Raw genomic sequence first — 26520 nt, 5'->3', positions numbered from 1 at the left:
ACCCAATCACTCTGAATGACCGGGTTCGACCGACCCTATGCGGAAGTTCGCTCGCCTTCGGCCGTACGAGAGCCGCAGTCGTGCGGACCCTTAGCCTGAGTTCCGGAGCATCAGCTGGCGCGGCCTTCGAGTAAGCTCGTGAAAAGCTCATTGCACCACTTCTGGCGCTGCTCAATTAGTGCCGCGTACCGCACACATTTCCACGAAGCCAAGTCCGCGCAAATCTGTTCGACCGATAATACATCATGGAAGCCCTTTGCCCTAATAGCTCCGTCTCGGCCTTCGGGTGCAACAGCACCCCAAATGAGGATTGCGCCATCAGTATCGATGCTCTTCCCTTCCACGAAAATCGTCTGGTGAACCGTTGGACGTGCGGCCCTCTGGAATGCTTCAAATGCAGGCTTCTTGTGATGATCGAGTTGAGAAACATGTTCCAGAACAAAGAATTTAAAGTTCTGAAACTCAATCTCGCACTTCATTTCGCTCACATAGACCCTGCCGCTGGCACGTTCTCTAAGGGCGAAGTCTAGTGTGTACCCTCGGCCACCTTCACCTGTCTTGATTGTTGGTCGGCCGAGGTTTTCGTAAGGCGAACGCTCGTCACCAGTCCATACCGAAACGATTTTCTCGGAAAAGATACCAAAGGCCCTTGAGAGAAACTTTGCGCGTTCTCTGTCCGCTGGACTTCTTGATTTGAAGATATCGCGAAGACGTTCGCTCATGAACTTCTCTTAGAAAATGGGGACCGCAAATGAAAATTTAGCTTGGTCCGTATGCTTGGTCCGTATGGATGCCTTAGCAAGTTGGCTGCGCGAGCGACCGACGGCTAACCATCCATATCGGCCATTGGCGGAAAGCCCAGGTTGATTTGAGTTTTGACCCTAGTCCTTGCCGGTCAGACCGTCTCCTTGACCCGCGCCGAAAGAAAGCCGGGCAGATCCGCAACCGAATCCAGAACGACGTCGGCGATCGACGACAGCGATTCGCGCGTGCCGGTGCCGGAGAGCACCCCGACCGCCAGCCCGCAGCGGCCGGCCCGCGCCATTTCGAGGTCGTGGCGGTTGTCGCCGACCATCGCGATCTCCGCCGGCCTGAGCCCGGTGAGGTCGCAAAAGGCGAGGATCGTATCCGGCGCCGGTTTCGGCCTTGCCACGGAGTCGTAGCCATAGGCGGCGTCGAAAAGCTGCGCCACGCCGAGCGTCACCAGGGTCTTTTCGGCGCCGCTGGTCGAATCGTTGGTGGCGACGCCCAGCCTGTAGGATCTCTTGTGAAGTGCCCTCAGCGAATCGACGATTCCGGGCAGCTCCACTGCCATGGCCGAGCCCTGGACCGAGGTGATCTCGTTGAAGCGGGCGACGGCAAGCATCTGGTCCTCGTCGGACAGGCGCGGGAACCACAGCTCGACGACATCCATGTTCGAGCCGGAGGCGAAGATCGAATCGGGCTTGAAGCGCTTGTTGACGAAATCGAAGCCGGCCGCGGCAAGCAGCCTGTCGGCCTTCCAGCGATCGCCTTCGGCGGCGTCCATGGCCATGAAATCGGCAATGCCGAGCCATGTCGCGTTGAAGTCGACAAGCGTGCCGTCCTTGTCGAACAATATGCCCTTGATATCCGCCAAACTTTTCACTCCTGACCGCGCAAGCGGTGAATGTGTTCCACCAGTCCGGCAGTCGAGGCGTCCCGCTTTGCGGCATTCTCCTTGCCTTCCACGACAGGCAGCAGGCCGGTCGCAAGTTCCTTGCCGAGTTCGACGCCCCATTGGTCGAAGGAATTGATGTCGAACAGCGTGCCCTCGACAAAGACGCGTTGCTCGTAGAGCGCGATCAGCCGACCGAAGGTGCGCGGGTCGAGCTTCCTGTAGAGGATGGTCACCGACGGACGATCGCCCGAGAAGACGCGGTGCGGCGCGATCTTGTCGACATCGGCCGGCTTCATGCCCTTGGCCAGCATCTGGGTGCGAGCTTCATCCAGCGTGCGGCCCTTCATGAGGGCCTCCGATTGCGCCAGGCAGTTGGCGAGCAAAAGGTCGTGGTGGTGCTTGAGATCGGGTTCGTGGCCGACGGCGGCGGCGAGGAATTCGACCGGGATGACGTCGGTGCCCTGGTGCAGCAACTGGAAGAAGGCGTGCTGGCCATTGGTACCGGGCTCGCCCCAGACCAGCGGGCCGGTCGGCGTGGTGGCCGCGCCACCGTCAAGGGTCACGCTCTTGCCGTTCGATTCCATGTCGAGCTGCTGCAGATAGGCCGGCAGCCGCGACAGGCGCTGGTCGTAGGGGATGACGGCGCGGGCCGGATATTTGCAGACCACGCGGTGCCACCAGCCAATCAGCCCCATCAGCGCCGGCAGGTTCCTTTGTAGCGGCACGGTGCGGAAGTGCTCGTCCATCTCATGGGCGCCGTCGAGAAAGGCGCGGAAATTCTTCGGGCCGATGGCGATCATCACCGGCAGGCCGATGGCGCTCCAGACCGAGTAGCGGCCGCCGACCCAATCCCAGAAGCCAAAGACGCGGTCGGCCTCGATGCCGAACTTCGCCACCAGGTCGAGCGCGGTCGAAACCGCGGCGAAATGCTTGCCGACGGCTTCCTTGCCGAGCGCTTTCTGCACCCACTTTCTGGCCGTCTCGGCATTGGTCATCGTCTCGACCGTGGTGAAGGTCTTGGAGGCGATGATGAACAGCGTGGTTTCGGCGGACAGGCCCTTCAGCGTGTCGTGGATATGGGCGCCGTCGATGTTGGAGACATAATGCGCGCGCGGCCCGTCGTGATAGGGCGCCAGCGCCAGCGTCGCCATGGCCGGGCCGAGATCGGAGCCGCCGATGCCGATGTTGACGATGTCGGTGATCCTCTTGCCGGTGGCGCCGGCCGCCTTGCCGGAGCGCACGGCGTCGGCGAAGGCGCCCATCGCGTCGAGCACGGCGAGGACCTCGGTCTTCACATCCTGCCCGTCGAGCACCACGCCCTTGCCGCTGAGGTTGCGCAGCGCCGTGTGCAGCACGGCGCGGCCCTCAGTGACGTTGATCTTCTGACCTGAGAGCATAGCGGCGCGCCGGCCTTCGAGGTCGGCGGCCCCGGCCAATTTCTCCAGCAGGTCCATCGTCTTCGCGTCGACCGCGCATTTCGACCAGTCGAGCAACAGGTCGCCGTCGGTGGCGGAGAATGTCTCGAAGCGCTTGGGATCGGCGGCAAAGGCCTCGCGCATGCTGGCGGACGCGGCTGTGCGATGATCGCGCAACGCGGCGAGCTGTTTTTGAAAGGACGATTGATCCACTGCAAACTCCGAGACCTGTGCCATCATTACGGACCGGATGTTTCCGGCGCGTGTCGTCGCGACAATGTATCGAGCCGAATTCCATCCGTTTCAATGGGCGCGATGACGCAGTGCGTCACGCCGCGATGAGGCGTCGCCTCACGCTTGGATGCCGCACTCCGCCAGCAGTGCAGCATCAAAATCACGTGAAGGATCACTGGCATAAATCCCAGCGATCAGAAAAATTGATTGGCGCAACCCCTTGTGCCACGGTTACGTTCGGCTGGTCCAGCCAAGTGAAAAAGGCTGGCCATCGAGGAACATTTCCCATGCCACAGCGTAATGACACGGCCATCTGGTCCGGCCTGTTCCGGATTTCTGCGGAATCCGGGCAGACCCTGCAGGCGCAGATCCGTCAGGCGATCGTCGCCGCCATCCTCGACCGGCAAATTGCCGCTTCGATGCCGCTTCCGTCCTGCCGCATCCTGGCCGAGAAACTCGGCGTCGCCCGCGGCACGGTGGTGCTGGCTTTCCAGCAGTTGGTCGACCAGGGTTTCCTGGTGGCGCGCGAACGGCGCGGCCATTTCGTCAACCCGGACGTGCTGGCGACGCCGGCCAAGCCGCATCAGAAGGCGCCCGACCAGGCCAACGAGATCGACTGGAAGGCGCGCCGGCAGATCGCCGCCAGCGACATGCCGCCGCCGGCCAAGCACGACAATTGGATCAAGTCGTCCTACCCCTTCGTCTACGGCCAGTTCGACCCGGCGCTGTTCCCGACCGCCGAATGGCGCGAGTGCAACCGCATGGCGCTGGCCGTGCTCGAAATCCGCAACTGGGCCTCCGACATGGTCGACCGCGACGATCCGCTGCTGATCGAGCAGATCCAGGCGCGGCTCCTGCCGCGGCGTGGCATCTTCGCCAATCCGGACGAGATCATCGTCACGCTGGGTGCCCAGAACGCGCTCTATATGCTGGCTACGCTGCTGATGACCAAGGGCTCGAAGGTGGCGATGGAGGACCCGGGCTACCCCGACGCCCGCTCGATCTTCCGGCTGGCGGGCGCCGACATCCAGCCGGTCCCGGTCGACCAGTCCGGCATCGTCACCTCGTCCATCCCCAACGATTCCGGCTTCGTCTTCGTGACGCCCAGCCACCATTGCCCGACCATGGTGCCGCTGTCGGCGGAGCGGCGGCAGGACCTTCTGGCGCGCGCCAACCGCCACAACCAGATCATCATCGAGGACGGCTATGACAGCCAGCTTCTCGACGAAGCACCGCAGCAGGCGCTGAAGAGCCTCGATCGCTCCGGCCGCGTCGTCTATGTCGGCTCGATGTCGAAGACGCTGGCTCCCGGCCTTCGGCTTGGCTACATCGTGGCGTCGGCAGGGCTGATCGCCGAGCTACGCGCGTTGCGCCGCTTCATGCTCAGGCATCCGCCGGCCAACAACCAGCGCGCCGTCGCGCTGTTCCTGTCGCTCGGCCACCACGAGGCGCTGGTGCGGCGGCTGTCATCCGCCTTCGACGAGCGGCGCAAGCGTCTGGTCCATGCGATTTCCGCCTTCCTGCCGGAATGGCGCTCGACCGACTCGGCCGGCGGCACGTCGCTCTGGCTCGAAGGGCCGCGCGGCACCGATTCGCGAGGCCTGGCCGAGGCGGCTGCCTCGCGCAGCGTCATCATCGAACCCGGCGACCGCTTCTTCGACAGGACCGAAAAGCCGTCGCGCTTCATGCGTTTGGGCATTTCCTCGATCGCGCTGCAGCACATCGAGCCCGGCATTCGCGAGCTGGCGACGGCGGCAGGCCGCAGGCCGGCGGCAGCCTGACAGGCTGCTTGAAGCCAATTTACAACGGGGCCGGAAACGGCCCCGTTTTGTTTAGCGCCCTGGCATATGCGACGGGACCCGCTGGCTCATAGGCTGTGCCAATGCCGGCGGCATAGTCGATGCATAAAGGGGACGAAGCAGGCCGATGGTGGACCAACCACCGCCTCCTGCTTCGCAGCTAAAGGTGGAGTGCCTCCATGTCAGTGGCTCTTGAGAAGCAGGATGCGTCGACGGACCAGCGTTCGCGGCGCTCTGGCGGGCGCGAAGCGCGCCGCGCCATGCGGGCGGCACCGCTTGCCGACGACATCAGACCGGTGCGCGCCGGCCTCGAAGGCGGCAGTTATGGACCGCTCGGCGAGAACGATCGCGAGCGCATCCACGAGGCGGTGCTGACGCTGCTGGAGACGGTCGGCTTCGCCAACGCCATTCCTTCCTGCATCGAAGCGCTGACCAAGGCCGGCGCCATCTATGGCGATGACGGGCGTGTCCGTTTCCCGCGCGCGCTGGTGCTGGAAACGATCAGGAAGGCAGCACGGCATTTCACCCTGCACGGCCAGGACCCCAGGCACGACATGCTGATCAAGGGCAAGCGCGTGCACTACGGCACGGCCGGGGCCGCGGTTCACCTGGTCGATGTCGAAAAGCGCGAATACCGCGAGTCGCTGCTGCAGGACATCTATGACGCCGCCCGCATCGTCGAGGGGCTCGACAACATCCACTTCTTCCAGCGGCCGATGGTGCCGCGCGACATTCCCGATCCGCTCGATATGGACTTCAACACGCTCTACGCCTGCGTGATGGGAACGTCCAAGCATGTCGGCACCTCGTTCACGGTGCGCGAGAACGTGCAGCCGGCTCTCGAGATGCTCTACGCGATCGCCGGTGGCGAGGAGAATTTCCGCGCCCGGCCGTTCGTGTCGAACTCGAACTGTTTTGTCGTGCCGCCGATGAAGTTCGCCGAGGACGCCTGCGGCGTGCTCGAAGCCTGCGTCGAAGGCGGCATCCCGATCCTGCTGCTGTCGGCCGGCCAGGCCGGTGCCACTGCTCCGGCGGCGATTGCCGGCGCGGTGGTGCAAGCGGTGGCCGAAGTGCTTGCCGGCCTCGTCTATGTCAACGCCATCAAGCCCGGCCACCCGGCGATCTTCGGCACCTGGCCGTTCGTCTCGGACCTAAGGACCGGCGCCATGTCGGGCGGCTCGGCCGAGCAGGCGGTGCTGACCGCGGCCTGCGCGCAGATGGCGCAATTCTACGATCTGCCGGGCGGCTCGGCCGCCGGGATGACCGATTCGAAACTGCCCGACATCCAGTCCGGCTACGAAAAGGGCATCACCGACGTCATGGCCGGCCTTGCCGGGCTCAACCTCGTCTACGAATCGGCCGGCATGCATGCCTCGCTGCTCGGCTTCTGCCTGGAAAGCCTGATCATCGACAATGACATGCTGGGCCACTGCCTGCGCTGCGTGCGCGGCATCGAGGTGACCGACGAGGCGCTGTCGATCGACACCATCGCCGATGTCTGCCTGAAGGGACCGGGTCACTATCTCGGCAACGAGCAGACGCTCAGGCTGATGCAGACCGAATATTTCTATCCGGCCGTCGGCGACCGCTTTTCACCGAAGGAATGGAACGAGAAGGGCCGGCCCGACATATTGCAGCGGGCGATCATCGAGAAGAAGCGCGTGCTTGCCGAGCGCTTCCCGCGCCACGTGCCTAAGCTGGTCGACGACAAACTGCGCGCCCGCTTCGGCGAGATGATCAAGCTGCCGCGCGGAAGCATGGGCGGCTAGGACCGCTTTCAGATCATTCAGCGCTGAGTCCATAGCGCTCGACGACGTCGGCGCTGATCAGTTTTGCATGTAGCGTCATCAGCACGATCTGCGCATCGAAGCTGTCGCCGGTCTCAAGCGCCGCCTCGATCCGCCGCTCCGCCTCAAGCCTCGCTTCCCGTCCATTCGCCTGCTCGAACGTCTCCGCTCCGGCGATGCAGTAGCTGCACAGTTGTGCCACGGATGAATAGGCCCGCTCCGGCGGCTCGTCCGGCCAGCGATCCTGCATCAGATTGACGATGGTAAGCTTGACGCCCTCGGGCACCAGGGCAGGATGAAGATCGGCGCCGCGCAACGCGGCATCGAGTTGCCTCAGGTCGCCCGAGCGGCCGAACATGCCGAGGAATCCGAGAGAAGAGCGCCGTCTGGTCATGATGGTCCTGTTCCGCTTTCAGACAATATGGGCACCGCGCGCCGCTATTGCACATAGGGACGCATTGCCCGGATAGATTGGGAACCTATCTGGCGTAGCTGCAAACATGAGCCTGGCTTCGCCGACCATCGACGGGCAGGGCAATTCTGCGAGGAGACCCCACGATGAAGACCTATCACGGTAGCTGCCATTGCGGCGCGGTGCATTTCGAGGCCGATCTCGACCTCGCCGAGGGCATCCGCAAATGCAACTGCAGTTTCTGCTGGAAGCTCGGCTACAGGAAATCCTTCACGGCCTTCGAGGCGCTGCGCGTAACGGACGGCCGCGACCGGATGCGGGAATACAAGGCGAGCCCATCCAACTGGCCGGAAGGCGATATCAACCACTATATGTGCCCGAACTGCGGCGCGAATTTCTTCTCCCGCGGCTACCTCGATTTCATGGGCGGCAATTTCTGGGCGGTGAATGTCGCCTGCCTCGACGACGTCACCGAGGAGGAACTCGCCGCCGCACCGATCATCTACGAGGACGGCAAACGCAACCGGCAGGACCAGCCGCCCGAGATCACCGGATATTTGTGAGCGGTCCCGGACCAACCCAGGAGGCCCGTCGTCAGGCTTAGAGCGGTTCAGCTTTTGGTAGAATCGCCGACCCGCTCTAAGTATTTGTTTTTACGCAATTCCGGACGGAAGACCGCCGCGCACTTTTCCTGGAGTTACTCTAGATCAGGCGTAAATGGCGGCTTGATCAGATCAAGCCGCCATTTGTCGTCCGCGATGGGCCGCTCAGTGGTTGTCGCGCGGCACACCCCTGGTGTGCGCCACATCCTGGTATTTCACCGCCGGCTTCAGCACCATTCCGGCCGAGAACTGGTCGACCATGCCGCGCTGGATCTCCTGCCACGGCGTCTGGTGTTGCGGGTAGTGAAAGCCGCCATTGTTCTGCAGCGCCGCACGCCGCTGCGCGATCTCTTCGTCGCTGACGAGGATGTTGGCGGTGCCCTTGTTCAGGTCGATGCGGACACGGTCGCCGGTCTTGAGCAGCGCCAAGCCGCCGCCGATCGCCGCTTCCGGCGAAGCGTTGAGGATCGACGGCGAGCCCGACGTGCCCGACTGGCGGCCGTCGCCGATGCAGGCCAGCGCGTGGATGCCCTTCTTGATGAGATAGGCCGGCGGCTGCATGTTGACGACCTCGGCACCGCCCGGATAGCCGATCGGGCCGGCACCGCGCATGAACAGGATCGTGTGCTCGTCGATGCCTTGCGCCGGATCGTCGATGCGCGCGTGGTAATCCTCCGGTCCGTCGAAAACCATGGCGTTGCCCTCGAAGGCTTCCGGGTCCTTCGGATTGGACAGATAGCGCTCACGGAATTCCGGCGAGATGCCGCTGGTCTTCATGATCGCCGAATCGAACAGATTACCCTTGAGGTTGATGAAGCCGGCATTGGCCTTGAGCGGCTTGGCGACGGTGTGGATGACGTCGGCGTTCTCGTTGGCCACGCTGCGGCAATTGTCGCCGATCGACTTGCCATTGGCGGTCACGGCGTCGGGGTGCGGCAACAGTCCGGCCTTCAGCAGTTCGGCCACCACGGCCGGCACGCCGCCGGCATGGTGATAGTCCTCGCCGAGATATTCGCCCGTCGGCTGCAGATTGACGATCAGCGGCACATTGAGGCCGACCGTCTGCCAGTCGTCATTGTCGAGCGGCACGCCGAGATGGCGGGCGATGGCGTTGAGATGGATCGGCGCGTTGGTCGAGCCGCCGATGGCCGAATTGACGACGATGGCGTTCTCGAACGCCTGCCGCGTCATGATGTCGGACGGCTTCAAATCCTCATGCACCATCTCGACGATGCGCCTGCCAGTCTCGTAGGAAATCTGGCCGCGCTCGCGATAGGGCGCCGGAATGGCGGCCGAACCCGGCAACTGCATACCCAGCGCCTCGGCCAGCGAGTTCATGGTGGTGGCGGTGCCCATGGTGTTGCAATAGCCGGTGGACGGCGCCGAGGAGGCGACGATGTCCATGAACTCGTCATAGTCGATCTCGCCGGCCGACAGGCGCTGGCGCGACTCCCAGACGATGGTGCCGGAGCCGGTGCGCTTGCCCTTGTGCCAGCCATTGAGCATCGGGCCGACCGACAGCGCGATGGCCGGAATGTTGACGGTGGCCGCCGCCATCAGCATTGCGGGCGTGGTCTTGTCGCAGCCGATGGTGAGCACGACGCCGTCGAGCGGATAGCCGTACAGCACCTCGACCAGGCCGAGATAGGCAAGGTTGCGATCGAGTGCCGCGGTCGGGCGCTTGCCGGTCTCCTGGATCGGATGACACGGGAACTCGAAAGGGATGCCGCCCATCGAGACGATGCCTTCGCGCACGCGCTTGGCCAGTTCGATATGGTGACGGTTGCAAGGCGACAGATCCGATCCGGTCTGGGCGATACCGATCAGCGGCTTGCCCGACATCAGCTCGGCCCGCGTCAGGCCGTAATTCAGATAGCGCTCCAGGTAGAGCGCCGTCATGCCGGGGTTATCAGGGTTGTCGAACCACTCCTGCGAGCGAAATTTCTTCTTATCTGTGGGGGCGCCGGCCATCATGGTCTCCATATTTGTAGGACAAATCGATATGGCAACGCGCGGAAGCAGGCAAGAGGCATGCGCGATCCGAACCAACACTTTGGTGCGATAGACACAACAGCGCCCCTGCGCTAGGGCTTCGAGCCAATCTTTCCGGGAGGTTTTTGATGGCTTTGGTGATCGAAGGCGAGGAACGCATCGCCGCACCCCTGCAAAAAGTGTGGGAAGCGCTGAACGACCCCGAGATACTGAAGGACACCATCCCCGGCTGCCAGAGCCTCGAAATGAAGTCGGCCACCGAGATGGCGGCGACCGTGGTGCTGAAGATCGGGCCGATCAAGGCGACGTTCAACGGCGAGGTGACGCTGAAAAACCTCAAGCCGCCGCATTCCTACACGATCCAGGGCGAGGGCAAGGGCGGCATCGCCGGCTTCGCCAAGGGCGGCGCCGACGTGACGCTGACTGCCGATGGGCCGGACACGACGGTGCTCAAATACGCGGCCAAAGCCGACGTCGGCGGCAAGATCGCCCAGCTCGGCAGCCGGCTGATCGAATCGACCTCGAAGAAGCTGGCCGGGCAGTTTTTCTCGAGCTTCGGCGAGAAGGTGGGCGGCTGAACCGCGCCCGCCTTACTCGAACACGATGCTTGGCACCGCAGCCTCGGCAGCGCCGCGCTCCTCATTGACCCTGTCCCAAACCTTCGCCGCGATATCCCGATAGATCTTCGCCTCGGCGCCCTCCGGCTTCGACACCACCACCGGCGTGCCGGCGTCCGAGCTTTCGCGGATACCCATTTCGAGCGGCACTTCGCCGAGGAAGGTGACGCCGAGGCGTTCGGCCTCGCGGCGGGCGCCGCCATGGCCGAAAATGTCGTAGCGCTTGCCGGTGTCGGGAGCGAGGAAGTAGCTCATGTTCTCGACAATGCCGAGCAGCGGCACGTCGACCTTCCTGAACATGTTGAGGCCTTTTCGCGCGTCGATCAGCGCGAGATCCTGCGGCGTCGAGACGATGACGGCGCCGGCCAGCGGCACCTGCTGGGCCATGGTCAATTGGGCGTCGCCGGTGCCGGGCGGCATGTCGACGACGAGCACGTCGAGCGGGCCCCATTCGACTTCGCGCAGCATTTGCGTCAGCGCCGACATCACCATCGGGCCGCGCCAAATCATCGGCGTCTCCTCGTCGACGAGGAAGCCCATCGACATCACCTTGAGGCCGTAATTCTCCATAGGCTTCAGGATCTTGCCGTCGACGGTCTGCGGCCGGCCATGAATGTTGAGCAGCCGCGGCATCGACGGGCCGTAAATGTCGGCATCGAGCACACCGACCTTCAAACCATTGGCGGCAAGCCCAAGCGCCAGGTTGACGGCGGTGGTCGACTTGCCGACGCCGCCCTTGCCGGAGGCAACGGCGATGATCGCCTCGATGCCGGGCACGCCGCGCTTGCCGTGGCTGTGCGACGCCGGCGCCTGTGGCGCGGGCCGCGCGGGTGCTGCCGGCGGCGTCGGCCGCGGTGCAGGACGCGGCGGAACCGGAGCCTCCATGCCGCCGCCTTTCTTCTCGGCGGTCAGCGCGACGATGGCGCCGGCAACGCCGGGGATCGCCTTGACCACCCGCTCGGCGGCGGCGCGCAGCGGCTCCATCTCCTGCGCACGGGCGGCGGGAACGGTGATCGAGAAGAACACCTTGCCATCGGCGATGAAAATCTCGGAAACCATGCCGAGGTCGACGATGTTGCCGGTGAAGTCCGGCCCGTTGACCGTCTTCAGGCGCTCGATGACGATTTCCTTGGTAACGGACATCAGGTCTTCCTTATGCAAGCTTGCGCCTGAGATAATGCAGTTTCCGGGCAGAACCAAGCCGTGGAGCAATAGCCGGCCTGGTGTGCCTCGAAAAACGACGGAGGCTGTCGGATTTGCCTGATCGATGGTCGCCAACCATCCGGCGCGACCTATCTGAAAGACCAGCTTGAGCACGATATCAAGGGAAGGAGACGATCATGCTCGCAAACAGCAATGCGACGGCCAATCTGGCGGTGAAGGACCTGGCGAAGGCAAAGGCCTTTTATGAAGGCACGCTGGGCCTCAAGCAGGTGGACAATATGGGCGACGAACTGGTCGTCTACAAAAGTGGCGACACCGTCATCAACGTCTATCATTCCGAGTTCGCCGGAACCAACAAGGCGACGGCGGTAACCTGGACGGTCGGCGACGAGATCGGCAATGTCGTCAAATCGCTGAAATCGAAGGGTGTCGCCTTCGAGCATTATGAGATGCCAGGCCTGACGCTCGAGGGCGATATCCATGTCGGCTACGGCATGAAGGTCGCATGGTTCAAGGACCCGGACGGCAACATCCTGAACCTGGTGGACAAATAGGCAGCTAGGCGCCGCAGGCATGATCTGGCGCAGCTGCCTTGCGCCGGTTAGCTTGCACCGATGATCGACAAGCTGGAATTCTTCATAGCGCTGGCCAAGGAAGAGCATTTCGGCCGGGCCGCGGAAGTGTGCGACGTGACGCAACCGACGCTTTCGGCCGGGATCAAACAGCTGGAAGGCCAGCTCGGCGTGATGCTGGTGCTGCGCGGCTCGCGCTTCCAGGGGCTGACACCGGAAGGTAAGCAGGTGCTGGTGTGGGCACGGCGCATCGTCGGCGACAGCCGCGCCATGCGCGAGGAAATGCGGGCGGCGCGGCATGGCCTTTCCGGCAGCATCCGCATCGCCGCCATCCCGACGGCACTTGCCATGGTGGCGCGGCTGACGACGCCGTTTCGCGAGAAACACCCGGGCGTCACCTTCTCGGTGCTGTCGCGAACCTCGATCGAGGTGCTGTCGCTGCTCGGCAATTTCGACATCGATGCCGGCATTACCTATCTCGACAACGAGCCGCTGGGGCGGGTGATCAGCGTGCCGCTCTATGACGAGCGCTATCAACTGATAACGGCGGTCGGAAACCCCTATTCCGACCGCGACAAAGTGACATGGGCGGAAATCAGCCGGTTGCCGCTCTGCCTTTTGACGCCGGATATGCAAAACCGCCGCATCATCGACCAGCATCTGGCGGAGGCCGGCGTGCAGGTGCGGCCGACGCTCGAATCCAACTCGATGATCGTCTTGTTTTCGCATATCCACACCGGCAAATGGTCGTCGATCATGCCGCTCAACCTTGCGGAAACATTCGGCTTTTCCGAGCCGATCCGGGCCATTCCGATCGTCGAGCCTGATGCCAGCCACACGGTCGGGCTGGTGGCGACGCCGCGCGAGCCGCACACGCCGCTGGTGCAGGCGCTTCTGGACGAGGCGATGGCGCTGGCGGACGATTTCCACACCCGCCGCTGAGCTAGACAGTGCTGGCTGAACAGCCTTGATAGAGAATTTCTATCAAGCAACGGATCAGCTTTATTGATTTCAGGGGTTTCCTCTGATTTTGTAAAGACTTAGCGATAAAGGCTATCGACCAGGGAGGGCGCTGCATGACGATGCAGCCTGCAAGTACCGAGATCGCATCGCGCACGGCGGCGATCGTCCAGGAGTTGAAGGACCTCGAAGGTCCGCTGCTGCCGATCCTCCACGGCATCCAGGAAGAGTTCGGCCATGTGCCGCACGACGCGCTGCCGGTCGTTGCCGATGGGCTGAACCTCTCCAGGGCCGAAGTGCACGGCGTCGTCACCTTCTATCATGATTTCCGCGCCAAGCCGGCCGGCCGGCATGTGCTCAAGCTCTGCCAGGCGGAAGCCTGCCAGTCGATGGGTTCGGATGCCGTCGCCGCCAAGATCAAGCAATTGCTCGGCATCGATTTTCACGAGACCACCCGCGACGGATCGGTTACACTGGAACCGGTCTATTGCCTCGGGCTTTGCGCCTGTTCGCCGTCGGCAATGCTGGACGGCGAGGTGATCGGGCGGCTCGATGACGAGAAGATCGAAGAGATCGTCGCGGAGGTACGCTCATGATCCCGCGCATCTACATTCCAGGTGACTCCGGCGCGCTGGCGCTCGGCGCCGAGAAGGTCGCAAAGACGATCGCCAAGGAATTGGCCGAACGCGGCATCGAGGCCAAGATCGTGCGCAATGGTTCGCGCGGCGCCTATTTCCTCGAACCGATGGTCGAAGTGGCGACCGCCAATGGCCGCGTCGCCTATGGACCGGTCAAGCCTTCCGACGTCAAGAGCCTGTTCGACAGCGGCTTCCTCACCGGCGCCCCCCACAAGCGCTGGCTGGGCGCGCCGGACAAGATCCCGTTCCTGGCCAAGCAGACGCGCCTGACTTTCGCGCGCTGCGGCATCAACGACCCGATTTCGCTCGATGCCTACAAGTCGCTCGGCGGGCTGAAGGGCCTGCAGAACGCGGTGGCGATGGCGCCGGCCGACATCGTCAAGCAGGTCACCGAATCCGGCCTGCGCGGCCGCGGCGGCGCCGGCTTCCCGACCGGCATCAAGTGGAAGACGGTGCTCGATACCGCTGGTGAGCGCAAATACATCGTCTGCAACGCCGACGAAGGCGACAGCGCCACTTTCGCCGACCGCATGATCATGGAGGGCGACCCCTTCGTGCTCATTGAAGGCATGGCGATCGCCGGCATCGCCACCGGCGCGACCAAGGGCTTTGTCTATATCCGCTCGGAATATCCGCATGCGGTGGCGACGATGAACAGGGCCGTCGAGGTCGCCCGCAAGGCCGGCGTGCTCGGCACCAATGTGATGGGTTCGCCCAACGCCTTCGACATGGAAATCCGAGTCGGCGCCGGCGCCTATGTCTGCGGCGAGGAAACCTCGCTGCTGAACAGCCTGGAAGGAAAGCGCGGCGTGGTTCGCGCCAAGCCGCCGCTGCCTGCGATTCAAGGCTTGTTCGGCAAGCCGACGGTGATCAACAACGTCATTTCGCTGGCCTCGGTGCCGATCATCATGGACAAGGGTGCCGCCTTCTACAAGGACTACGGCATGGGGCGCTCACGCGGCACGATCCCGATCCAGATTGCCGGCAACGTCAAGCATGGCGGCCTGTTCGAGGCGGCTTTCGGGATGACGCTCGGCGAGATCGTCGACGATATCGGCGGCGGGACGGCCACGGGACGGCCGGTGAAGGCGGTGCAGGTCGGCGGACCGCTCGGCGCTTACTTCCCGCGCGCTTTGTTCGACACGCCGTTCGATTACGAAGCCTTCGCCGCCAAGGACGGGCTGATCGGCCATGCCGGCATCACCGTGTTCGACGACACCGCCGACATGCTGAAGCAGGCGCGCTTCGCCATGGAGTTCTGCGCCATCGAAAGCTGCGGCAAGTGCACGCCCTGCCGCATCGGCTCGACGCGTGGCGTCGAGACCATCGACAGGCTCGCTGCCGGCATCGAGCCGGAGAAGAACCTCGCTCTGGTCACCGACCTCTGCAACACGATGAAGTTCGGATCGCTGTGCGCGCTGGGCGGTTTCACGCCTTATCCAGTGATGAGCTCGATCACCCATTTCCCCGAAGATTTCAAGCCGGCGCCGGCGCGCGTGGCGGCTGAATAGGAGCTGGCAGATGAACATCAAGGCCGACTTCCCATCGCTCATCGAAGAGACCGATTTCGGAACCCCGCAATCCACTGCGAAAAAGCAGGTCACGCTGACCGTCGATGGCCGCAGCATCACCGTGCCGGAAGGCACGTCGATCATGCGGGCGGCGATGGAAGGCGGGGTCGAGATACCGAAGCTTTGCGCCACCGACATGCTGGACTCGTTCGGTTCGTGCCGCGTCTGCCTCGTCGAGATCGAGGGCCGCGGCGGCACGCCGGCGTCCTGCACGACGCCGGTTGGCGAAGGCATGGTGGTCAACACGCAGTCCGAACGGCTCGACGCCATTCGCCGCGGCGTCATGGAGCTCTACGTTTCCGACCATCCGACCGGCTGGAACGAAAAGGCCGGCACCGGCGCCAGCGAGTTCGACGTTGTGGCGAAGTCGGTCGGCCTGACCGAGAACCGCTTCGGCGTCGAAGGCCGCAACCACGTCAAGGAAAACGGCGTCGCGCCCGGGCACGGCTCGCTGGCTGTCGACTACATCGCCCGCGATGAATCCAACCCCTATTTCACTTATGATCCGGCGCAATGCATCGTCTGCTCGCGCTGCGTGCGGGCTTGCGAGGAGGTGCAGGGCACCTTCGCGCTGACCATCGAGGGCCGCGGTTTCGAATCGCGCATGGTCGCCGGCATGCACGAGGATTTCATCGCCTCCGAATGCGTGTCCTGCGGCGCCTGCGTGCAGGCCTGCCCGACCGACGCGCTGCGCGAGAAAACGGTGCTTGAGAAGGGCATGCCGGAGCGCTCGGCCGTCACCACCTGCGCCTATTGCGGCGTCGGCTGTTCGTTCAAGGCCGAAGTGAAGGGCGACGAGGTCATTCGCATGATGCCCTACAAGGATGGCAAGGCGAACCACGGCCATTCCTGCGTGAAGGGCCGTTTCGCCTATGGCTACGCCACCCATAAGGATCGCATCCTGTCGCCGATGATCCGGGAAAAGATCTCCGATCCCTGGCGCGAAGTGAGCTGGGAAGAGGCTGTTGCCCATACGGCCAAGGAATTCCGCCGCATCCAGTACCAGTACGGACGCACCGCGATCGGCGGCATCACCTCCTCGCGCTGCACGAACGAGGAGACCTATCTCGTCCAGAAGCTGGTGCGGCAAGGCTTCCGCAACAACAATGTCGACACCTGCGCGCGCGTCTGCCATTCGCCGACCGGCTACGGCCTCGGCCAGACATACGGCACTTCGGCCGGCACGCAGGATTTCGACTCGGTCGATTTCACCGACGTCGCCGTCGTCATCGGCGCCAATCCGGCATCGGCCCATCCGGTGTTCGCCTCGCGGCTGAAGAAGCGGCTGCGCCAGGGCGCCAAACTGATCGTGCTCGATCCGCGCCGCACCGAGATGGTCAAGTCGGCCCATATTGAAGCGGCCTATCACCTGCCGCTGAAGCCTGGCACCAATGTGGCGGTGCTGACGGCGCTGGCGCATGTCATCGTCACTGAAGGTCTCTTCGACGAAGCCTTCATCCGCGAACGCTGCGACTGGGCGGAGTTCCAGGACTGGGCATCTTTCGTCGCCTTGCCGGAAAACAGCCCCGAAACCGTCGGCAAGCTGTCCGGCGTCGATCCCGAGCTGATCCGCGGGGCGGCGCGTCTCTACGCCACCGGCGGCAATGGCGCGATCTATTACGGCCTCGGCGTGACGGAACACAGCCAGGGTTCAACCACGGTGATGGCGATCGCCAACCTGGCCATGGCTACCGGCAATATCGGCCGTCCGGGCGTCGGCGTGAACCCGCTGCGCGGCCAGAACAACGTGCAGGGCTCATGCGACATGGGCTCCTTCCCGCACGAACTGCCCGGCTATCGCCATATCTCCGGCGAAGCCGTGCGCGACATCTATGAGAGCCTGTGGGGCGTGAAGCTCGACGACGAGCCGGGCCTGCGCATCCCCAACATGCTGGATGCCGCCGTCGACGGCTCCTTCAAGGGCATCTACATCCAGGGCGAGGACATCCTGCAGTCCGATCCCGACACCAAGCACGTCGCCGCCGGTCTTGCCGCGATGGAGTGCGTCGTCGTGCACGACCTCTTCCTCAACGAGACGGCGAACTACGCGCATGTGTTCCTGCCAGGTTCGACCTTCCTCGAGAAGGACGGCACTTTCACCAATGCCGAGCGCCGCATCAACATGGTGCGCAAGGTCATCGAGCCGAAGGCGCGCTACGCCGATTGGGAGGCGACGCAGGAGCTTGCCCGCGCGATCGGGCTGGACTGGAATTATCAACATCCTTCCGAGATTATGGACGAGATCGCCAAGACGACGCCGAGCTTCGCCAACGTCTCCTTCGATTTGCTCGACCGTGTCGGGTCGGTGCAGTGGCCCTGCAACGAGAAGGCGCCGCTCGGCACACCGATCATGCATGTCGACGGTTTCGTGCGCGGCAAGGGCAAGTTTATTCGCACCGAGTATGTGGCGACGGACGAAAGAACCGGTCCGCGCTTCCCGCTGCTGCTGACCACCGGGCGGATTCTGTCGCAGTACAATGTCGGCGCGCAGACCAGGCGCACCGAAAATGTGATGTGGCATGCCGAAGACCTATTGGAGATCCATCCGCACGATGCCGAGAACCGCGGCATTCGCGAAGGCGACTGGGTGCGGTTGGCGAGCCGTTCCGGCGAGACGACGCTGCGCTCGCTGATCACCGACCGCGTCTCGCCTGGCGTGGTCTACACGACCTTCCACCATCCGGACACGCAGGCGAATGTGATCACCACCGACTTCTCGGACTGGGCGACCAACTGTCCGGAATACAAGGTCACCGCCGTGCAGGTGGCGCCGTCCAACGGCCCGACCGAGTGGCAGAGGGATTATAACGAGCAGGCGCGCCAGAGCCGCCGCATCGCTCCGCTGGAAGCGGCGGAGTAATCTTGGCCGCGCGCCGCAAAGCGACGACGCAGATATCGCGGTTGGCGCACCGCGCGAGCGGGACGGCGGCCGCCAACCGCATGGTGCCGGAGGAAACGCCGGTGGCGTTCTCCTTCGCCGGCACCACGCACGCGGTGATGATGGCAAGCCCTGCCGATTTCGAGGATTTCGCGCTCGGCTTCTCGCTGACCGAGGGCATCGTTGCTGCTCCTGACGAGATCGAGGCGATCGAGGTCGAAGATCTTGGCGCCGGCATCGACATCCAGATCCGATTGAAGGACAAGGCCAATACGCGCTTCCAGGCGCGGCGGCGGCGGCTTGCCGGTCCGGTCGGCTGTGGGTTGTGCGGCATCGAGTCTATCGAAGAGGCCATGCGTTCGGTCGACGCGGTCAGTGCGTCAAAACTTACGCTTTCAGCCGACGATATCGTCCGCTCGGTCAAGCTTTTGTCGAAGGTGCAGCCGTTGCACACCGAGACCGGCGCTGTGCACGCGGCGGGCTTCTATATCCCAGGCAAGGGCATCGTCATGGCGCGCGAAGATGTCGGCCGCCACAATGCGCTGGACAAGCTGGCCGGCGCAATGGCGAAAGCCGGCATCGACGGTGCGTCGGGCGCCGTGGTTGTGACGTCGCGCGTGTCGGTCGAGATGGTGCAGAAGACGGCGGCCATCGGTGCCGCCATCATCATCGCCGTTTCGGCGCCGACAGCACTTGCCATCCGCACCGCGGAAGACGCGGGCATGACGCTCGTCGCGTTGGTTCGCGGCGACGATTTCGATGTTTTCACCCACCCGGACCGGGTGGCTTCCGGAGTTGCCAAGCATGTCGCATGACGAAGAACACATCATGAGCACCAAGGAAAAGCTGGTGCGCATGGCCAACCAGATCGCCGATTTCTTCCATTCCAAGCCGCGCGAGGAAGGCATTGCCGGCGTTGCCGAGCACATCAACAAGTTCTGGGAGCCTAGGATGCGGCGGCAGCTGTTCGAGATGCTGGACGGCGGCACCGAGAATTTCAACGAACTGGTGGTGGCCGCCTCTGCCAGGATCAAGCGGCCCAAGGCGCCAGAACAGGCCGACAAGAACATCGGCTACACCGGGCCTGCCGCGGCCGAGAACGCAGCCCGCTGAGATAGCCTGACAACAGCGCGCCAGTCGCCAAAGCTCCTATATTTCAGCCCTCTAAGGTTTGGGTGCCGCAAGCGCGCCCATGGCTCTGCTATGGTTGACGACAAGAAGACGTCTGGCCGGGCGGGGTATTTGCGTGAGGCCGATCGAAACTCGATATGCCCGTAGTGGCGATGTGCGATTGCCTATCAGGTGGTCGGCCAGGGATCGTTCGATCTCGTGTTCGTGCCGGGCTTTCATCTCCAATCTCGACCTGCAGGCAGATGAGGGGCGGAGCCAAGTTCGCAGAAGCTTGTGCCGCCCCCCATCCTGCCCTTCGGGCCACCCTCTCCCCGTGAACGGGGAGAAGGGAAGAAGCGCTACCCATGCGCCACCATAACGTGGCGAACGGCTGTATAATCCTCTAGCGCGTAGAGTGACATGTCCTTGCCGTAGCCGGACTGCTTCAGGCCGCCATGCGGCATCTCGTTGGTCAGCATGAAGTGGGTGTTGATCCAGGTGCAGCCATACTGCAGGCGGGCGGCGGTCGCCATGGCGCGCGAGACGTCCTTGGTCCACACCGACGACGCCAGCCCGTAGTCGCTGTCATTGGCCCAGTTCACGGCTTCGTCGACCTCCGAGAAGCGGGTGATCGAAACGACCGGACCGAACACTTCGCGGCGCACGATCTCGTCTTCCTGCAGCGCGCCGGCAACGACCGTCGGCTGGTAGAAGAAACCCGAGCCCTCGCCAGGCTTGCCGCCGGTGGTGATCTCGATGTGCTTCAGCTCCGAAGCGCGCTCGACGAAGCTCGACACGCGGTCGCGCTGGCGGCGCGATATCAGCGGCCCGATCTCGTTCTCGGTGTCGTCGGGGCGGTTGTATTTGATGGTCGAGACCGCCGAAGAGAGATCGGCGACGAGCTTGTCATAGATCTTCCTGCCGGCATAGATGCGGCAGGCGGCGGTGCAGTCCTGGCCGGCATTGTAGTAGCCGAAGGCGCGCAGACCGTTGACGACGGCGCCGAGGTCGGCGTCGTCGAAGACGATGACCGGCGCCTTGCCGCCGAGCTCGAGATGCGTGCGCTTGACCGACTTGGCGGCCGCCTGCAGCACCTTCTTGCCTGTGGCGACGTCGCCGGTGATCGAGATCATATTGACCTTGGCATGATTGATAAGCGTGTTGCCGACGCTGTCGCCACGGCCGAGCACGACGTTGACGACGCCCTCGGGAAGCACCTCGGCGAGGATCCTGGCCAGCTTCAGCGCGGTCAGCGGCGTCTGCTCGGACGGCTTGAACACGACTGTGTTGCCGCCGCCGATGGCCGGCGCCAGCTTCCACGCCATCATCATCAGCGGATAGTTCCACGGCGCGATCGAGGCGACAATGCCGATCGGGTCGCGCCTGACCATCGAGGTGTGGCCCGGCAGATATTCGCCGGCGACCACGCCTGGCATCGAGCGGACTGCGCCGGCAAAGAAGCGGTAGCAGTCGACGATCGCCGGGATCTCGTCATTGAGCACAGCATTGATCGGCTTGCCGCAGTTCAGCGCCTCGAGCGCAGCGAATTCTTGCGCTTCGGCCTCGATGCGGTCGGCGATCTTCAAGAGATAGCCGGAGCGCTGCGCCGGCGTGGTGCGCGACCAGGTGACGAAGGCTTTTTCCGCCGCAGCCACCGCCGCTTCGATCTGCGCCGGGCTGGCTTCCGGCAGGTTTAGGATGGTCGCCCCGGTTTTGGGATTGAGGATCGGCTCTTCGGTCTCAGTGCCCTTGTCGAAGGTCGAGCCGATCAGCATCTGGGTGTCCATGGAGTCTCTCCCTTATTCTTTGGGGTTATTTGCCCGAACCGGCGATCTGGTCGCCGTCGCGGGTCAGGTAATAGGCAAGCAGGATGGGCAGCAGCGTCACCAGCACGACGACCATGGCGACGACATTGGTGACCGGGCGCTGGCGCGGCCGGATCAGCTCCTCCAGCATCCAGATCGGCACGGTCTGCTGCTGGCCGGCGGTGAAGGTGGTGACGATGACTTCGTCAAAGGACAAAGCGAAGGCGAGCATGCCGCCGGCAAGCAGTGCGGTGGCGATGTTGGGCAGCACCACATGCCGGAACGTCTGGAAGCCGTCGGCGCCGAGATCCATCGAGGCCTCGATCATCGAGCCGGAAGTGCGGCGGAAGCGGGCGACCGCATTGTTGTAGACCACGACGACGCAGAAGGTGGCGTGGCCAAGGACGATCGTCCAGAACGAGAACGGGATGTCGGCCAGCGAAAAAGCCGAGCGCAGCGCAATGCCGGTGATGATGCCGGGTAGCGCGATCGGCAGGATGACCAGCAGCGAGATGGCTTCACGGCCGAAGAAGCGCGTCTGCGAGACAGCGGCGGCGCAGAGCGTACCGAGCACCAGCGCGATGGCCGTCGAGATGGCCGCGACGCGGACCGACAGCGACAGCGCTTCCCAGACATCCGGACGATTCCATGTGACGGCGAACCATTGCGTGGTCAGCCCCGGCGGCGGCCAGACGAAGCTTTTCTCTTCGGTGGTGAAGGCATAGACGAAGATCAGCAGGATCGGCAGATGCAGGAAGAGCAGGCCGCAGGCAGCGGCGATCTTCAGTCCGAGAGGGGCCGACTGGCCGCGGTCAGAGCGCATCGAAGGCCCCCATGCGCTTGGCGCCCAAGAGATAGAACCCCATGATGAGGATCGGCACCACGGTGAAGGCGGCGGCGAGCGGGATGTTGCCGGCGGTGCCTTGCTGCGAATAGACGGCCTGGCCGATGAACAGGCGCGAGGTGCCGATGATCTGCGGGATGATGTAGTCACCCAATGTCAGCGAGAAGGTGAAGATCGAGCCGGCGACGATGCCGGGCAGCGCCAGCGGGAACAGCACGTTGCGGAAGGTCTGGCTGGGTGAGGCGCCGAGATCGGACGAGGCCTCGACCAGATTGCCGGGCACGCGTTCGAGCGCGGCCTGAACGGGGAGGATCATGAAGGGCAGCCAGACATAGACGAAGACGATGAAGGTGCCGGTGAAGGAGACCGACAGCGAATTGCCGCCAACGATGGGCAGCGACAGCCAGCCATCGAGCAGCCACAGGAGGTGCAGCTTGGCGAGCAGCCAGGTGAGGATGCCTTCCTTGGCGAGGATGAGCTTCCAGGCGTAGATCTTGACCAGGTAGCTCGACCACAGTGGCAGCATGACGCCGAGATAGAACAGCGCCTTCCAGCGGCCGCGCGCATAGCGCGCCGCATAATAGGCGATGGGAAAGGCGATGACCGCCGATGCCAGCGTGACCAGGGCCGCCATCGTCACCGTGCGCAGGATGATGTCGAGATTGGCGGCCTGGAACAGGTCGCCATAGGTCTTGAGCGTGAACTCGCGGTTGATCAGGCCGGAGAACTCGTCGATCGAAAAGAAGCTCTGCAGCAAGAGCGCAAACAGCGAGCCGATGTAGACGACGCCGAGCCACAGAACCGGCGGCAGCAGCATGAGCAAAAGCAAGAGCTGCGGCCGGCGCCAAAAGAGATCCGATAGCGCGCCGCGCATGCCGCCGCTGCCTGGCAGGATGGCGGGGGCGGTGGCGCGTGGGATGGCGGGGTTGAGACTCATGCCGGCTCGTCCATCAGATGCAGGTGTTCGCGGTTGAAGGTGAGCATGACGGCCTCACCTTCCTCCGGAACGGCAGTGCCGGCCGGCACGATGGCGTGCAGCCTCAACCCGTCGGCATCGAGCGCCAGCCTTGTCGTGGCGCCGAGATAGTTGGTCGAGACGAGACGGGCGGCAACGCCGTCGCCCTTGGCCCCGCGGCCGACACGGATGGATTCGGGACGCAGGCTGCCCCAGCGGTGCTGGCCGGAATAGCGCTGGACGAAATCCGGCGGCAGCACGTTGGAGGAGCCGACGAAATCGGCGACGAAGCGCGTCTTCGGCCGCTGGTAGATATCCTCCGGCGTGCCGATCTGCATGATCCTGCCGTCGTTGAAGACGGCGACGCGATCGGCCATGGACAGCGCCTCGCCCTGGTCGTGGGTGACGAAGACGAAGGTGATGCCGAGCGCCTTCTGCAGCGACTTCAGCTCCTCCTGCATGTTCTCGCGCAGCTTGAGATCGAGTGCGCCGAGCGGCTCGTCGAGCAGCAGCACCTTGGGCTGGTTGACCAGGGCTCGCGCCAGCGCAACGCGCTGACGCTGGCCGCCGGAAAGCTGACCGGGGCGGCGCGCGCCATAGCCTGGCAGCCGCACCAGCGACAGTGCCTCTTCGGCCGCCTTCTGCCGCTCGGGCATGCCGACGCCCTTGACCATCAACCCGTAGGCGACATTGTCGAGCACGTTCAGATGCGGGAACAGCGCGTAGTCCTGGAAGACAGTGTTGACGTTGCGGCGATAGGGCGGGACGCCCTCGGCGCGCTCGCCAAAGATCGAGATCGAGCCGGCGGTCGGCTGCTCGAAGCCGGCGATCAGGCGCAGGCAGGTGGTCTTGCCGGACCCGGACGGACCGAGCATGGCAAAGAATTCGCCCGGCGCGATGTCGAGATCGACCGCATCGACGGCGCGCACGCTGCCGAAATGGCGGGAGACCCTTTGGAAGGAGACGGCGGAGGTCATGGGCTGTCAGTCTGTTGCCGGTTGATTTGTCGATATCGCCAGCGCCGCCACGGATTGCGGGCGGAGCCAGTGAACTGCGCGTCCCTTGTGGGGAGGTCGCGCGAAGCCCCGGGTGGGGGTGATCCGGCAAGACTTGCCGAGTATCCCCCCACCTCGCGGACCCCACCCCAACGTTACACGTCCACCCTTCCCACAAGGGGGAGGGCAATGGGCAAAATCATCGACCGCCGATGACGCCGATATAGTCCGACACCCAGCGGTAATAAGGCACGCACTGGTTGTTCTCGCTGGCGCATTTCGACACCGGCGTCTTCCAGAACTTGATCTTGTCGAAATTGTCGTAGCCGTTGGTCTTGCAACCCTCTTCGCCAAGCAATTCATTGCCCTTGCAGGCGGCAGGCACCACGGGCAGCGAACCGAACCAGGCCGAGACGTCGCCCTGCACTTTCGGCGACAGCGAGTGCTCGAGCCACATATAGGCGCAGTTCGGATGGGCGGCGTCGGCCTGCATCATGGTGGTGTCGGCCCAGCCGGTGACGCCTTCCTCCGGAACGGTCGAGGCGACCGGCTTCTTGGCGGCGACCAGCGTGTTGACCTGGTAGGGCCACGAGCCCGAGGCGACGACGCCCTCGTTCTGGAAATCGTCGACCTGGATGGCGGCGTCATGCCAGTAGCGGCCAACCAGCGTGCGCTGGACGCGCAGAAGGTCGAGCGCCGCCTTGTACTGGTCCTCGGTCAGCTCGTAAGGATCCTTGATGCCGAGTTCCGGCTTGTGGAACATCAGGTAGTTGGCGGCGTCGGCGATGTGGATCGGACCATCATAGGCCTGGACGCGGCCCTTGTTCGGCTTGCCGTCGGGCAGGTCCATCGCCTCGAAGACGACGCTCCAGCTCTTTGGCGCTTCCTTGAAGACTTCGGTGTTGTACATCAGCACATTCGGACCCCACTGGTAGGGAACGCCGTAGTGCACCTTGTCGACCGTGAACCAGGGCGCGTCCTTCAGGCGGTCGTCGACCGTTTTCCAGCTCGGGACGAGATCGGTGTTGATCGGCTGCACGCGCTTGCCGGCGACGAGCCGCAGCGACGCGTCGCCCGAGGCGGTAACGAGATCGAAACCGCCCTCATTCATCAGCGAGACCATCTCGTCCGAAGTGTTGGCGGTCTTGACGTTGACCTTGCAGCCGGTGTCCTTCTCGAAGGACGTCACCCAGTCATAGCCCTTGTCGGTTTCGCCGCGCTCGATATAGCCCGGCCAGGCGACGATATTGACCTCGCCCTCGCCCTTGCCGAGTTCCTTGACCTGGGCGATTGCCTGGCTGGAAAAGGTCAGCGCGACCGTCAATGCAGTGCATGACTTCAGGAATGAATTCATCATCGATCTCCCATTTTAGGGGCCGCACTCTCGCGGCGGCTTTGGTCCCTGAAATGAAAGGTGCTGCGAAATTTCCGGTTTCGCAAATTCATTTATCAGAAAGGCGATATCGGTTTTACCGATAGATAGAAGACGGACCTTGTCACGGCCGCTGGCGGACCGTGCGCTGCGACTGCGCAAGGCCGATGAAGTCGCGCGCCGCCTGCGGCAGGCTGGAGCCGCGGCGCCAGACCATGCCGACCTGGACCACCGGCAGAGTGCCGGAAATATCGCGCGATTCGATACGGTCGCCTTCCAGCGACCACGGCCGGTAGACCAGGTCGGGTAAGAGTGCCACACCGGCACCTGTGGCAACCAGGCTGCGCACCGCCTCGACCGAGCGGGTGCGAAAGGCGACATGCGGCTTGGCGCCGATCGCAACCAGCAGCTTGCCGGTGTTCTCCTCGATCTCGTCGACGGTGAGCATGATCAGCGGTTCGCCGGCGATGTCGCCGATGCCGATGATGTCGGCGCTGGCCAGCTTGTGGCTGAGCGGCACCCACAAGCGGTAGGCCGAGACCTCGAGGATTTCCGATTGCAGCGCGGTGCGGTCGCGCAGGTTCGAGGTAACCATGACGGCGATGTCGAGCTTGCCGCCGATCAGCAGGTGCTCAAGGTAATCGCCATTGTCCTCGATGGCCGAGACCTCGACGCCCGGATAGGCGCGGCGGTAGCGGGCGAGCAGGTCGGAGAGCACATAGCCGGCGACCAGCGAGGTGACGCCGAGCTGCAGGCGGCCGCCGGCCACCAACTGGTCGCCGAAGAAAGCACGGCGCGCGTCGGAAACGTCGGCCAGGATCTTGGTTGCGTGGCGCAGGAACTGGTGGCCCTTGTGGGTGATGTTGAGGCCGCGCGGATGGCGCTCGAACAGCTCGACGCCGAGATCGCTCTCAAGCTCCTTGATCGCCTCGGTGACCGAGGATTGCGAGATCGACAGATTCTGGGCTGCGCCCGACACAGTGCCTTGCTCGGCGACGGCGACGAAGAACTGCAATTGGCGGATGGTGAAGGCCATGGCCGGACTAAACACGGCGAAGGCCACGCTGGGAAGTGGCAACACTAGAGCGGTTCATCGTTTCACGAAAACGCAGAACCGCTCTATCTCTTTGTTTTGACGCAATTCCGGACGGAAAACCGT

General features: G+C 63.7%; 23 protein-coding genes. 11 read left to right on the top strand and 12 right to left on the bottom strand.

Annotation, left to right across the window (positions count from 1 at the left end):
* Positions 1-110 precede the first annotated feature (110 nt).
* The 3 genes from ACSQ3Z_RS06995 to pgi all read right to left on the bottom strand — a co-directional run bounded on the left by ACSQ3Z_RS06995 (position 111) and on the right by pgi (position 3267).
* Positions 111-722 (bottom strand): hypothetical protein, encoded by a 612-nt coding sequence (locus tag ACSQ3Z_RS06995; protein ID WP_436170599.1) that lies wholly within the window; start codon positions 720-722, stop codon positions 111-113.
* 173 nt (positions 723-895) lie between these two features.
* Positions 896-1618 (bottom strand): HAD family hydrolase, encoded by a 723-nt coding sequence (locus ACSQ3Z_RS06990; RefSeq protein WP_436170598.1) that lies wholly within the window; start codon positions 1616-1618, stop codon positions 896-898.
* Positions 1619-1623: 5 nt separating this feature from the next.
* The gene (gene pgi, locus ACSQ3Z_RS06985; protein WP_436170597.1) at positions 1624-3267 is read right to left on the bottom strand and encodes a glucose-6-phosphate isomerase; all 1644 of its coding nucleotides are present in this window, start codon (positions 3265-3267) and stop codon (positions 1624-1626) included.
* Positions 3268-3575: 308 nt separating this feature from the next.
* On the opposite strand from pgi, the gene ACSQ3Z_RS06980 reads away from it, so the two are divergent.
* Entirely contained in the window at positions 3576-5069 is a 1494-nt protein-coding gene (locus tag ACSQ3Z_RS06980; RefSeq protein ID WP_404275162.1) for a PLP-dependent aminotransferase family protein, read from the top strand.
* 197 nt (positions 5070-5266) lie between these two features.
* Positions 5267-6856 carry a trimethylamine methyltransferase family protein gene (locus ACSQ3Z_RS06975; protein WP_436170596.1) on the top strand — a complete coding sequence of 530 codons (1590 nt, stop codon included), beginning with the start codon at positions 5267-5269 and terminating at the stop codon, positions 6854-6856.
* Positions 6857-6869: 13 nt separating this feature from the next.
* Here the strand turns inward: ACSQ3Z_RS06975 and ACSQ3Z_RS06970 are convergent, their stop codons facing one another.
* Complete coding sequence (locus ACSQ3Z_RS06970) at positions 6870-7268, bottom strand: hypothetical protein (protein WP_436170595.1); 399 nt, start codon at positions 7266-7268, stop codon at positions 6870-6872.
* A 164-nt stretch (positions 7269-7432) separates the two neighbouring features.
* Between ACSQ3Z_RS06970 and ACSQ3Z_RS06965 the strand changes: the two genes are divergently transcribed.
* A complete protein-coding gene (locus ACSQ3Z_RS06965) occupies positions 7433-7849 on the top strand; it encodes a GFA family protein (RefSeq protein WP_436170594.1) in 417 nt (138 codons plus the stop codon).
* A 204-nt stretch (positions 7850-8053) separates the two neighbouring features.
* On the opposite strand, the gene ACSQ3Z_RS06960 is transcribed toward ACSQ3Z_RS06965, so the two are convergent.
* On the bottom strand, positions 8054-9859 hold the full coding sequence (locus ACSQ3Z_RS06960) for an IlvD/Edd family dehydratase (RefSeq protein WP_436171854.1): 1806 nt from the start codon (positions 9857-9859) through the stop codon (positions 8054-8056).
* A 149-nt stretch (positions 9860-10008) separates the two neighbouring features.
* Here ACSQ3Z_RS06960 and ACSQ3Z_RS06955 point away from each other — a divergent pair, with 149 nt between their 5' ends.
* A complete protein-coding gene (locus tag ACSQ3Z_RS06955; RefSeq protein WP_436170593.1) occupies positions 10009-10458 on the top strand; it encodes an SRPBCC family protein in 450 nt (149 codons plus the stop codon).
* 12 nt (positions 10459-10470) lie between these two features.
* On the opposite strand, the gene ACSQ3Z_RS06950 is transcribed toward ACSQ3Z_RS06955, so the two are convergent.
* Complete coding sequence (locus ACSQ3Z_RS06950; protein WP_436170592.1) at positions 10471-11640, bottom strand: Mrp/NBP35 family ATP-binding protein; 1170 nt, start codon at positions 11638-11640, stop codon at positions 10471-10473.
* Between the two features lie 197 nt (positions 11641-11837).
* Here ACSQ3Z_RS06950 and ACSQ3Z_RS06945 point away from each other — a divergent pair, with 197 nt between their 5' ends.
* The 7 genes from ACSQ3Z_RS06945 (at position 11838) to ACSQ3Z_RS06915 (ending at position 19393) form a co-directional block, all read left to right on the top strand.
* On the top strand, positions 11838-12215 hold the full coding sequence (locus tag ACSQ3Z_RS06945) for a VOC family protein (RefSeq protein ID WP_436170591.1): 378 nt from the start codon (positions 11838-11840) through the stop codon (positions 12213-12215).
* A 60-nt stretch (positions 12216-12275) separates the two neighbouring features.
* Positions 12276-13175: a LysR family transcriptional regulator gene (locus ACSQ3Z_RS06940; RefSeq protein WP_436170590.1), complete on the top strand. Its 900-nt coding sequence runs from the start codon at positions 12276-12278 to the stop codon at positions 13173-13175.
* 134 nt (positions 13176-13309) lie between these two features.
* Positions 13310-13789 (top strand): formate dehydrogenase subunit gamma, encoded by a 480-nt coding sequence (locus ACSQ3Z_RS06935; protein ID WP_436170589.1) that lies wholly within the window; start codon positions 13310-13312, stop codon positions 13787-13789.
* Positions 13786-15342 (top strand): formate dehydrogenase beta subunit, encoded by a 1557-nt coding sequence (locus tag ACSQ3Z_RS06930; protein WP_436170588.1) that lies wholly within the window; start codon positions 13786-13788, stop codon positions 15340-15342. The genes ACSQ3Z_RS06935 and ACSQ3Z_RS06930 overlap by 4 nt, the downstream gene beginning before the upstream one ends.
* A gap of 10 nt (positions 15343-15352) precedes the next feature.
* On the top strand, positions 15353-18262 hold the full coding sequence (gene fdhF / locus ACSQ3Z_RS06925) for a formate dehydrogenase subunit alpha (protein WP_436170587.1): 2910 nt from the start codon (positions 15353-15355) through the stop codon (positions 18260-18262).
* A gap of 2 nt (positions 18263-18264) precedes the next feature.
* Positions 18265-19095, top strand: coding sequence for a formate dehydrogenase accessory sulfurtransferase FdhD (gene fdhD / locus ACSQ3Z_RS06920; protein WP_436170586.1), 831 nt, complete (start codon positions 18265-18267; stop codon positions 19093-19095).
* Positions 19085-19393, top strand: a complete 309-nt coding sequence (locus ACSQ3Z_RS06915) for a formate dehydrogenase subunit delta (RefSeq protein WP_436170585.1) — start codon at positions 19085-19087, stop codon at positions 19391-19393. Before fdhD ends, ACSQ3Z_RS06915 begins: the two co-directional genes overlap by 11 nt.
* 356 nt (positions 19394-19749) lie before the next feature.
* Here ACSQ3Z_RS06915 and ACSQ3Z_RS06910 read toward each other — a convergent pair whose 3' ends face one another.
* From ACSQ3Z_RS06910 to ACSQ3Z_RS06885, 6 genes are all read right to left on the bottom strand, one after another.
* On the bottom strand, positions 19750-21177 hold the full coding sequence (locus tag ACSQ3Z_RS06910) for a gamma-aminobutyraldehyde dehydrogenase (protein WP_436170584.1): 1428 nt from the start codon (positions 21175-21177) through the stop codon (positions 19750-19752).
* Positions 21178-21202: 25 nt separating this feature from the next.
* On the bottom strand, positions 21203-22018 hold the full coding sequence (locus tag ACSQ3Z_RS06905) for an ABC transporter permease (RefSeq protein WP_436170583.1): 816 nt from the start codon (positions 22016-22018) through the stop codon (positions 21203-21205).
* Positions 22008-22913 (bottom strand): ABC transporter permease, encoded by a 906-nt coding sequence (locus ACSQ3Z_RS06900; RefSeq protein ID WP_436171853.1) that lies wholly within the window; start codon positions 22911-22913, stop codon positions 22008-22010. The genes ACSQ3Z_RS06905 and ACSQ3Z_RS06900 overlap by 11 nt, the downstream gene beginning before the upstream one ends.
* A gap of 59 nt (positions 22914-22972) precedes the next feature.
* On the bottom strand, positions 22973-23971 hold the full coding sequence (locus tag ACSQ3Z_RS06895; protein WP_436170582.1) for an ABC transporter ATP-binding protein: 999 nt from the start codon (positions 23969-23971) through the stop codon (positions 22973-22975).
* 217 nt (positions 23972-24188) lie between these two features.
* Positions 24189-25343 (bottom strand): ABC transporter substrate-binding protein, encoded by a 1155-nt coding sequence (locus tag ACSQ3Z_RS06890; RefSeq protein ID WP_436171852.1) that lies wholly within the window; start codon positions 25341-25343, stop codon positions 24189-24191.
* A gap of 142 nt (positions 25344-25485) precedes the next feature.
* Positions 25486-26397 (bottom strand): LysR substrate-binding domain-containing protein, encoded by a 912-nt coding sequence (locus ACSQ3Z_RS06885; protein ID WP_436171851.1) that lies wholly within the window; start codon positions 26395-26397, stop codon positions 25486-25488.
* Positions 26398-26520: the final 123 nt, after the last annotated feature.

It is taken from the genome of Mesorhizobium sp. LjNodule214 (assembly GCF_964252735.1).
GTDB lineage: Bacteria > Pseudomonadota > Alphaproteobacteria > Rhizobiales > Rhizobiaceae > Mesorhizobium.
Note: the sequence above shows the minus strand (reverse complement) of the source record. Positions and strands in the feature narration are given on the sequence as shown.